The 9,189-nt window shown below is 64.2% G+C and carries 12 protein-coding genes and 1 pseudogene; 8 read left to right on the plus strand and 5 right to left on the minus strand.

Annotated elements, in window-relative coordinates:
* From VFA16_RS16240 to VFA16_RS16250, 3 genes are all read left to right on the plus strand, one after another.
* Positions 1-749 (plus strand): DnaB-like helicase C-terminal domain-containing protein (locus VFA16_RS16240; protein WP_324968807.1); only part of this gene is annotated, 749 nt, incomplete at its 5' end.
* A 244-nt stretch (positions 750-993) separates the two neighbouring features.
* A complete protein-coding gene (locus VFA16_RS16245; RefSeq protein WP_324968808.1) occupies positions 994-1,212 on the plus strand; it encodes a type II toxin-antitoxin system CcdA family antitoxin in 219 nt (72 codons plus the stop codon).
* Entirely contained in the window at positions 1,209-1,625 is a 417-nt protein-coding gene (locus VFA16_RS16250; protein ID WP_324968809.1) for a type II toxin-antitoxin system VapC family toxin, read from the plus strand. The genes VFA16_RS16245 and VFA16_RS16250 overlap by 4 nt, the downstream gene beginning before the upstream one ends.
* Positions 1,626-1,777: 152 nt before the next feature.
* Here the strand turns inward: VFA16_RS16250 and VFA16_RS16255 are convergent, their stop codons facing one another.
* From VFA16_RS16255 to VFA16_RS16270, 4 genes are all read right to left on the minus strand, one after another.
* Positions 1,778-2,026, minus strand: a complete 249-nt coding sequence (locus VFA16_RS16255; protein ID WP_324968810.1) for a pyridoxamine 5'-phosphate oxidase family protein — start codon at positions 2,024-2,026, stop codon at positions 1,778-1,780.
* 86 nt (positions 2,027-2,112) lie between these two features.
* Positions 2,113-2,841 carry a DUF899 domain-containing protein gene (locus VFA16_RS16260; protein ID WP_324968811.1) on the minus strand — a complete coding sequence of 243 codons (729 nt, stop codon included), beginning with the start codon at positions 2,839-2,841 and terminating at the stop codon, positions 2,113-2,115.
* Positions 2,842-2,885: 44 nt separating this feature from the next.
* Positions 2,886-3,677 carry an SDR family oxidoreductase gene (locus VFA16_RS16265; RefSeq protein WP_324968812.1) on the minus strand — a complete coding sequence of 264 codons (792 nt, stop codon included), beginning with the start codon at positions 3,675-3,677 and terminating at the stop codon, positions 2,886-2,888.
* Positions 3,678-3,810: 133 nt separating this feature from the next.
* The gene (locus VFA16_RS16270) at positions 3,811-4,527 is read right to left on the minus strand and encodes a hypothetical protein (RefSeq protein ID WP_324968813.1); all 717 of its coding nucleotides are present in this window, start codon (positions 4,525-4,527) and stop codon (positions 3,811-3,813) included.
* Positions 4,528-4,713: 186 nt separating this feature from the next.
* Between VFA16_RS16270 and VFA16_RS16275 the strand changes: the two genes are divergently transcribed.
* Both VFA16_RS16275 and VFA16_RS16280 read left to right on the plus strand, forming a co-directional pair.
* Positions 4,714-4,956, plus strand: a complete 243-nt coding sequence (locus VFA16_RS16275; protein WP_324968814.1) for a DUF899 family protein — start codon at positions 4,714-4,716, stop codon at positions 4,954-4,956.
* On the plus strand, positions 4,940-5,920 hold the full coding sequence (locus VFA16_RS16280; RefSeq protein ID WP_324968815.1) for a sigma-70 family RNA polymerase sigma factor: 981 nt from the start codon (positions 4,940-4,942) through the stop codon (positions 5,918-5,920). Before VFA16_RS16275 ends, VFA16_RS16280 begins: the two co-directional genes overlap by 17 nt.
* 184 nt (positions 5,921-6,104) lie before the next feature.
* On the opposite strand, the gene VFA16_RS16285 is transcribed toward VFA16_RS16280, so the two are convergent.
* Positions 6,105-7,016 carry an IclR family transcriptional regulator gene (locus tag VFA16_RS16285; RefSeq protein ID WP_324968816.1) on the minus strand — a complete coding sequence of 304 codons (912 nt, stop codon included), beginning with the start codon at positions 7,014-7,016 and terminating at the stop codon, positions 6,105-6,107.
* 67 nt (positions 7,017-7,083) lie between these two features.
* On the opposite strand from VFA16_RS16285, the gene VFA16_RS16290 reads away from it, so the two are divergent.
* From VFA16_RS16290 to VFA16_RS16300, 3 genes and pseudogenes are all read left to right on the plus strand, one after another.
* Positions 7,084-8,022, plus strand: coding sequence for an SDR family NAD(P)-dependent oxidoreductase (locus VFA16_RS16290; RefSeq protein WP_324968817.1), 939 nt, complete (start codon positions 7,084-7,086; stop codon positions 8,020-8,022).
* Positions 8,019-8,822 (plus strand): acetoacetate decarboxylase family protein, encoded by an 804-nt coding sequence (locus VFA16_RS16295; protein ID WP_324968818.1) that lies wholly within the window; start codon positions 8,019-8,021, stop codon positions 8,820-8,822. Before VFA16_RS16290 ends, VFA16_RS16295 begins: the two co-directional genes overlap by 4 nt.
* 3 nt (positions 8,823-8,825) lie before the next feature.
* Positions 8,826-9,189 (plus strand): annotated as a pseudogene (locus VFA16_RS16300) (amidohydrolase); the annotation flags it as partial.

Here is a 9,189-nt window from a genome sequence, read left to right on the forward strand (position 1 = left end):
GCTGCGTTGAGGTGGACAACGCCGCTCACCTGTATCTGGCAGGGCGCGGCATGGTGCCGACGCACAACTCGACGCTGGGGTTGGATTTCCTGCGGTCCTGCTCCATCAAGCACCGGATGGCCAGCGTGATCTTCTCGTTGGAGATGAGCAAATCTGAGATCGTCATGCGGCTGCTCTCCGCCGAGGCGAAAATTAAGCTCTCCGATATGCGTTCGGGCCGGATGAGCGACGACGACTGGACGCGGCTGGCGCGGCGGATGAGCGAAATCAGCGAGGCGCCACTGTATATCGACGACTCGCCGAACCTCACGATGATGGAGATCCGCGCCAAGGCCCGGCGGCTGCGGCAGAAGGCCGACCTACGGCTGATTGTGGTGGACTACCTGCAGCTGATGACGTCGGGCAAGAGGTTCGAGTCGCGGCAGGTAGAGGTATCCGAATTCTCACGCAACCTAAAGCTTTTGGCGAAGGAGCTCGACGTCCCGGTTGTCGCGATCAGCCAGCTGAACCGCGGTCCCGAGCAGCGCACCGATAAGAAGCCAATGTTAGCTGATCTACGCGAATCCGGTTCCCTGGAGCAAGATTCGGATTTAGTTATTTTGCTGCACCGCCCTGACGCGTTCGAGCGTGACGACCCGCGCGGCGGCGAGGCGGACTTGATTCTTGCCAAGCACCGCAACGGTCCGACCAAGACGGTCACCGTCGCACACCAACTTCATCTGTCACGGTTCGCGAACATGGCGCGGTAAGGCGGACAGCAGCCCTGGCTGGACGGCGTATTGATGCGCGGGCCGGTTGTGACGGTGATAATGCCCGTTCGTGGACGCACTGTGGCATTCGAACGTCTGACCCGGGCACCGGAGTGCCCGTTTGCGATCACGGATGACCTGATCGACGGCACCGGCACACAGGCCGAAGACCTCCAAGGCAGTGGTCGACGGGTGGGCATCGTGGCGGCACAGCAGACGTATTTTTGTGTGTATAGTTGTGTGTATGGCGCGGTTGAACGTGTATGTGCCGGATAAGTTAGCGGAGCGCGCCCGGGCGCGGGGGTTGAACGTTTCGGCGCTGACGCAGGCGGCGATCAGTGCCGAGCTGGAGAACTCTGCGACTGATGCGTGGCTAGAGGGGTTGGAGGCCAGGAACACGGATGCTCGGCATGACGACGTGTTGGCTGCGATTGATGCCGCTCGCGATGAGCTTGGCGCGTGAGCCAGTCCGCGTCCTCGACGCCGGCAGAGCCGGTTGTCGTGGACGCCAGTGTGATGGTGGATTTGGTTGCTCGCACTGGTGATCGGTTCGCGGCGGTGCGTAGGCGGCTGGCGCGAACGGTGATGCATGCTCCGGCGCATTTCGATGCGGAGGTGTTGTCGGCGCTGGGGCGCATGCAGCGCGCCGGCGTGCTGACTGCTGCGCAGGTTGATGTGGCACTGGATGAGCTGCGGCAGGCGCCGGTGACTCGTCACGGCCTGCCGTCGCTGCTAGCCGGGACGTGGGCGCGACGCGATACCTTGCGTCTGGCCGATGCCCTTTACGTCGAACTGGCGGATACGGCAGGTCTGGTGCTGTTGACCACGAATCACAGGCTCGGCCGTGCCTGGCCCACGGCCGAAGTCATCGCCTAATCGCAACTTTCGCCCGTCGGAGCTAGCCGCCTGGCCGTGGCCGGCTACGAATCAGCCGGCTGCAGCAAGCGGCGGCTAATGACGGCCAGTCGGCCCTCCGACGTGGGTGCCGCTCGAAGAGATGGCCATCGACGACTCGGAAATCACCACGGTCATCGACGTTGCACCATACTGGGACAACAAAGTACGTGCGCTAGCCGCGCATGCCAGCCAGCCCTCCTCAAGCGTGCCGTGCCTTTGATCGACAGATACGGTGTCTGCAGCGTGCGGTCGGTGGATACAACGGTCACGGCCACCCGCGGATCACGCCGGATGTTGCGGATCTTCTGGTGCTCGTGCGGATGCGCGATGACCGGCTCATCATCGCCTTCCGCAGTGCTCTGCACCACCGCGTAAACCACGCTGACTTAGGGGCCGCCGTCGCGATTGACCGTGACCAATGTCGCGGGTGTGGAACCGATGAGTCGGCGTGCGACGTCGTCGAGTTTCATAACCGCGCCTTCCACCCTTCGGCGGGTGCTGCTGGGGCCTCGTGGTATTCGTCGTGCCGCCTCCACCACTCATACGGCGGCCCCTGCGGGTAGCCCGGCGGGGAGTCCTCCCAGCTCTCCTGCCGGCCGAGCGCGGTCATGTCCAGAAAACCCCACGTGTTGCCCAGGGCCTCGCCACCGCGACCGGTGATGAAATATGTGCGGAACACTCGGGCGTCGTCGTGGATGAAGGCGTTGGTGCCGAACCACTGGTCCACTCCGAAGTCGGCGTCAAAGCTATCGGTGATGGTGTACCACGGCATTTTCCAGCCCATCCGCTCCTTTAGACGCGCGATGTCGGGTTGGGGCGCACGCGAGGCGAATGCGAACGTGGTGTCGCGGGCATTGAGGTGCGCGAGATGGCTTACATGGTCTGCGAACATGGAGCACCCAACGCAGGCACGGCCGCGCTCAACACCGGCTGTGCCTTCCGGTTGGCCGTGCACGCCCGGATCGAAGAATGCGCGGTAGATGATCAGCTGACGCCGCCCGTCGAACAGGTCCAGCAGGCTCATCGTCCCTTTCGGCCCGTCGAAGGTGTACTGCTTGTCCACGGCGGCCCAGGGCATCCTCCGACGCTCCGCGGCAAGCGCGTCGTGGGCGCGGCTCAGCTCCTTTTCTTTGACGAGCAGTCGCTGCCATTCGTGCTGCCACTGCTGCGGCGTCACAATGCGCGGTGTTGTCATCGCCATATCCCCATTTCTCTTGTGAAATCAACTCGATCTAACAGTTAGTCGACGATGGTGCCGCCGGTCAGGTTGGCGACGGTGCCGGTCATCGCGGCGGCCCGATCGGAGGCGACAAAGGCGGCCACTTGCGCGAGTTCGATTAGGGTGGTTGCCCGTTTGCGGTGGCTGTTTCCGGCCATGGTGGCGGCAAATTCCTTCGCGGTAATGCCATACGCCTTGGCGTGCAGCCCGTAGACCACATCGATCTGCGGTGTCTCGTCCATGCCGGTCGTGCGCAGACAGACCGCGCGCACGCCGTAGGGCGCCCACTCCGCCGAAAACGCCCGATTGAGTGACTCTATCGCCGCCCAGGATGGACTCATACCGCCCAGCAGCGGTATCCCCAAGCGGGCGGGCTCCGGCGTGTGCATCATGACCACGCCCGACTTTTGAGCGATCATGTGGCGCGCAGCTGCTCGGGCAGTGATGAAGTGCGCCACCGGATAGGTGGTTATTGGCAGTGAGAAACTCTGCACCGCGAGCTCGGTCAAGGGAATTCCCTGCATACCGTGTTGCGGAATCCCGATGGCGTTGAAGGAGATATCGACCGTCGTGGCCTTATCGACGACGTCGTCGAGGTGGCTGTTCACCGTCTGCTCGTCGAGCGCGTCGACCTGCGCGGTTTCGGCCGCTCCGCCGGCGGCCCGGATTTCTTCGGCGAGGCTGTTGAGGGCGTCGAGATTTCTCCCGGTCAAAAAGACGCGTGCGCCTTCGCGTGCAAACGCACTTCCGACCGCGGCGCCGACGGCTCCCGCGGCACCGTAAATGACGGCATTCTTGTTCTCCAACAACATGATGTTCTCTCCATTCGCCGCTCAGCGGCATAGCTTTTCCCGAGATGCGTTATCAGCGTTGAGCTTCGAACGTGTCGGGCTCTTAGTTCAATGGCAACTAACATGCATTCCCCGGAATAGTCGCGATGTGACGTCAGCGGATGGTGATCTCCCCCATGTCGATAGCGACCAGCAGGGGCTCGGGGATGCGCTGGTAGTCGCCATGCCACGCGTAGCCTCGTCGCGTGGTGTGGATGATGATGCCGTCGACGTCGCGGTAGTCGGCGGCGTAGAGCATCCCGGGCGCCCCGCCGATAACGTCGATGGTGAAGTCATGACGGCGCAGCAGTCCATCCGGGCCGAAGCACAAGATCTGTTCGCGGGTATGGCTTTTGATGTGATCTGGGAACGTCACCTTCAACCGCCGCCAGGTTTCACCCTCGACCTCCACCGGCGCGATCTCCTCAGTGGTGAACCCGGGCCAGGTGTAGAGGAACGGCGTATTCAGATACGTCCACAGCGCCTCCCCGGTGAAGTACGCGAGATGGACGTCATCCCACGGGGTCTCGAGCTGATGACCGTCAAACAAGCTCTCCGGGTCGTCGCGCGCGTCAATGAGCGTGCCGTCGCGCCGCTGGACGACGACACGAGAGGGCTCGAAGACCGACCGTTTGTCTTGGCCGACGAAGTCCATTGAGAGCAACTGGCGTTTGGTGTCCACCTCGAATCGAACGTCCTTGACGGCGTCAGGCTTGCCCTTGACGTGGAAGAGTGCTCCGGTGATAAACGCGTCGACGGTGATCGACTTGACCTGATTCCATCGATTTAAGCCACCATGCGCGGCGACCGCGCGCTCGAGTAAATCGTTCATTTCTGCTCCTGTAGCTCGTAGCGGTTCTCTGCTGTGCACGGCTCGCTGAGCGAGCCCTCGTTGATATGGAGGAAGCGAGTGGCTGAAACTCATCGCACATACCGCGGTGTTGATCGGCTCCCACCCCGGTGCCAGCTTGGCGAGATGATGCGCTGACCTCTCGACAACTACTAAGGACGAGACACCGTGGTGCGCGAGGGACTGGAGTACGTGGCGACCAACGGTGTCGACCGGCAAGGGGTGAGCGTCTGCGTCCATCATGGAGGCGAGGTGCTTCACACGTATTCGGCCTACGGTGTTGGTGCTGATGTCATGCTGAGCACCTACCGGTTCCTGAATCTGACCCCGCTGGGCCGGCAGCGCTACATCAACGAATGGCCATGGCACGACACGTATGGGGCGCCCGATCGTCATGAGCATCACCACTGACAGCGGAGAGGAGTTCACGCGGCTGGCCGAGCCGTTTCGGCGTGAGCTGATCGCGTATGGCTACCGCATGCTCGGCTCGGTCGACGACGCCGAAGAAGTCGTGCAGGACGTCTATTTGGACGCGTGGCGGGCCTACGACGGTTTCGAAGGGCGCTCGTCGCTGCGCACGTGGCTCTATCGCATCGCCACCCGGGCTTTCGTGAAAGCCATCGAGCGCCGCAAGCGCCGCCCGCTGCCGTCGGATCTGCATGCGCCGACCGCCGATCCCACTGCGCGGGTTGTAGCCGGTGATCCGGAACTGATGTGGTTACAGCCCGCCCCCGATTCGCTGCTGGCCGCCACAACGAGCGACCCGGGCACCGTGGTGGCTGCGCGTGAAACGATGCGATTGGCCTTCGTGGCCGCGCTGCAGCTTCTGCCGCCGCGGCAGCGCGTGGTGCTGATTCTGCGCGAGGTATTGGGTTGGTCTGCAGCCGAAGTCGCGGCGCTGCTCGATCTGAGCGTGGCCGCAGTCAACAGCGCGTTACAGCGGGCGCGCTCGCATCTGCCCGCAGACACCGACTCGCTGGTTCAGCCGTCTGACAAGCGACAGCGTGAGCTGCTCGACCGGTATGTGGCCGCGTTTCAAAACGCCGACGTTGACGAACTGGTCGCGGTGTTGACCGAGGACGCGCTCTACGAGATGCCGCCGTTTCTCACGTGGTTTCAGGGCAGCGCGGCGATCACCGCCTTCCTGGGCCCGCGCATGCGTGGCTTTGGGAAGACCCCTGTCATACGCACGTCGGCCAACGGGCAACCCGCGGTGGCGCTGTACCCGGCGACCGCTGACGGACAGTATCGCCTGCATGCCCTGCACGTGCTCAGTCTCGGGTCGCAGGGTGTCGGTCGCATCGTGGCCTTCATGGACATCGCGGCGCTGCACCGCTTCGACCTGCCCCACGTGCTGCCGACGGAAGCAACGTGATCGCGGGAGATCCTGCCAAACCCCATCACATTTGAGACCGAGGCCTTTGTTCGTGCTGACGACGGTGCACTCATTGCCGTAAGGAAAGTTCTTCGGCCCGTGTCGCGCGCCGGCTGCCTGGCGCTCATCACATCGATGATGTGCCCTAACGCGGCGCTGAATAAGCCTTGGGCACAACGGGTTTCTACGTATCGCTTCGACCCACTGGGAGGTGCGACTCTTCGGCCAACGCGGCGCTGAGCCGGCGGGTCGCCGAAGCGAGTCGGTCGCCCAGACGGGTGACTGCCGCGCCGCTCATCGGCTCAGCGCTGGGAACCAGGCTGAGCATCAGGGCGATACGTGACCCGCGCTCCAGGATCGGCGAGTCTATGTGGCTCACCTCGTAGGTGCGGTCTGGGTCCACGCTGACCGGGAACCACTCTTCAGTATGGATCAGTTCGTCAGTCAACGCCTGTGCTAGCTGGCTCAGCCGCGTGGAACGTACCTCCGCGCTACGCACGATCTGCGCCAGTTCCTGCAGGCGCAGGTCGGGCAGGATGTGCAGACCCACCGTGTAGCCGCGCTGTCGAGCGGCGGCCAAAGCCAGGCGATAGCGATCACGCACATCTTCAGGGAGGGCGGCCAGCCAGCGCTGCCGAGCATCTGGTCCGGCCCAGGCAACGATCGACGATCCATATGGCGGGCGGTGGGGGAACTGGGTGCCGATGGGCATCGGGTGACCACCGCCATGAGGGCTGCGGACCTGATCGACGACCGTGGAGCAGTCATCGCTGACTGAGAAGGCAATACAGTGCGCGCCTGTCGCGGCCGATAGCTCGGCCATCGCAGAGCGGGCCAACACCAGCGCCGGATAGCGGCTCGCCGCCTCCCGCCCGAGCCGCACCAGAGCGGGACCGAGGTGGTAGGTCTTGCGAACCGGGTCGCGCAGCAGCCAGCCTGCCCGGAGCAGTTCGGACAGCATCGAGTGGCAGCTGGCCTTATGGACGCTCAAGTGCCGCGACACCTCGGCCAATGTCATCCCCCGGCTCCCGTCACCCGCCAGATGCTCGAACAGGTTCACCACCCGCTCGGTCTGAGGCGAGGGACGCGGAGCCATAGGCCCAATGGTCGCATGATGTGACCGCTTGCGGTGCTGTGCGCGACCATGTGACCATTGCCACACAATGACTGACCTTCAGGGCAGAGTGGCGGTCGTAACCGGCGGAGCCGGCGGCATCGGCCAAGCCATGGGCAGGCGTTTCGGCCGCGAGGGCATGAAAGTGGTGCTGGCCGATGTCCTCAAAGAACCACTGGACCAGGCAACCGGAGCACTCGCCGACGAGTGCATCGATGTTGCCGGCGTGGTCACCGACGTCACCGACTATTCCTCGGTCGAGTCGCTCGCCAAGGAGACGCTTGCTCGCTTCGGCGCGGTGCACGTGGTGTGCAACAACGCCGGCACCGGCGCGGTCTCCGAGGGCTACATGTGGGAGCACGACCTGGTCGACTGGCGCTGGGGCATCGACGTCAATGTGCTGGGCGTGATCCATGGCATCAAGGCCTTCGTGCCCATCCTGCTCGAGCAGGGCGAAGGGCATGTCGTCAACACCTGCTCGGGCAACGGCGGATTCGCGCCAATTGCTCGGGGCGCTATGGGCGGACCGGCCAATGCGGTCTACCCGATGACCAAGGCTGCCGTGCTCTGCCTGACCGAAAGCCTCTACACCCACCTGGAGATGACAGGGACGCGGGTGCGGGCCCACGTCCTTTTCCCCAGTGGCTTTCTGAACACCGGAATCTGGGAGTCGTGGCGGCACCGGCCGCAGCGCTACGCCGCGACCCAGCAACGTCGCACACCCGAGCACACTCTGGCAGATGTTGTCGCCCGCTTCCAGGCCGCCGGCGCACGTGTTGAGTTCACTCCGCTCGAGACGGTCGCCGACCAAGTGGTGGAGGGAATCCGGGCGGACCGCTTCTGGATGATGGGTCCGCCCACGCCCGCCGAGGACGTCGTGAGCCGCAAGGCGGCATCGATCCTTCATCGCAGCGCCCCCGACTACCTGGTCGACGTTCTCGGCCAGAGCGCCGAGAGACAGCCGGCTACCGAAGGAGGAAAGCATTGAGCACCAACGTGATTCGCTACGGTCCTCGTCCACCCGAGGCACAAGTCGATCACGAGATCGACGCCACCAAGGCGCCCATCGCCACCGAAGCGGTGACCGTCACCTACCTCACCGATCCGGAGATCATCGCGGCCGTGCTGCCCAAGCCACTGGAGCCGACGGCCGAGCCGTTGGTGCGTGTTCAGCTTCAGCGGGTCCGGATCGAGGGTAGGCCGCCGTTCGGGTCGGCAGTGTTTTCGGTGACCGCCCGGCACGGCGAGCTCCACGGCGACTATCCCCTCTTCATGCCCCAGTCCACCGAACAGTCGGTCACGGGCGGACGCGAAACATTCGGCGAGCCAAAGAAATTGGCCCACATCGAGGTTGAGCGCGACAAAGACCACGTCACCGCCACCGTTGACCGGCTGGGCTACCAGCTCATCAGAGTGAACGGTCAGGTCACCGGCCCGGCGGCCCCACCGCCCGACCAGGTGAACACCGAGTTCTACTTCAAGTTCCTCCGCGCCCCCGACGGCAGCGGCATCACCGACCCCCACCTGGTCTACGGCGAGTACCACCGACACTACGAGCTGCTGGAGAACATCGACGGCACCCTCGAGCTGGGAGACTCGCCCCTGGATCCGGTGGCCGACATCCTGATTCGCCAGATCACGTCGATCACCTGGTGCCGCAGGCGCACTGTCCAGGTGGGCCGGATCGCAACGCAAGTACCACAGGAATGGCTGCTGCCCTATGTGCACCAGCGCTACGACGACGTGGCACTGCTCGCCGCCCCCGGGCCCGAGCCGGCGCGGGTGTAGCCCATGGAGCGGTACACCGTGATTTCGGCCGACTGCCACGCCGGCGCGGACCTGCTCGACTACCGCGAGTACCTCGATCCGCAGTACCGGGACGAATTCGACGGCTGGGCAAAGACATACGTCAACCCTTTCGGCGACCTCACGGAGCCCGACGCCGAGCGCAACTGGAACAGCAATCGGCGCAACTCTGATCTGGATCGGGAAGGCGTCGCGGGCGAGGTCATTTACCCCAATACCGTGCCGCCGTTCTTTCCCCAGGCGAGCCTGGCGGCGCCGCCGCCGGAGACCGCCCGGGAGCTCGAGCTGCGTTGGGCCGGCTTGCGTGCGCACAATCGCTGGCTGGCCGACTTCTGCTCCTTGTCGCCCG

The sequence above is a fragment of the Mycobacterium sp. genome, from assembly GCF_035653355.1.
Classification (GTDB): Bacteria; Actinomycetota; Actinomycetes; order Mycobacteriales; family Mycobacteriaceae; genus Mycobacterium.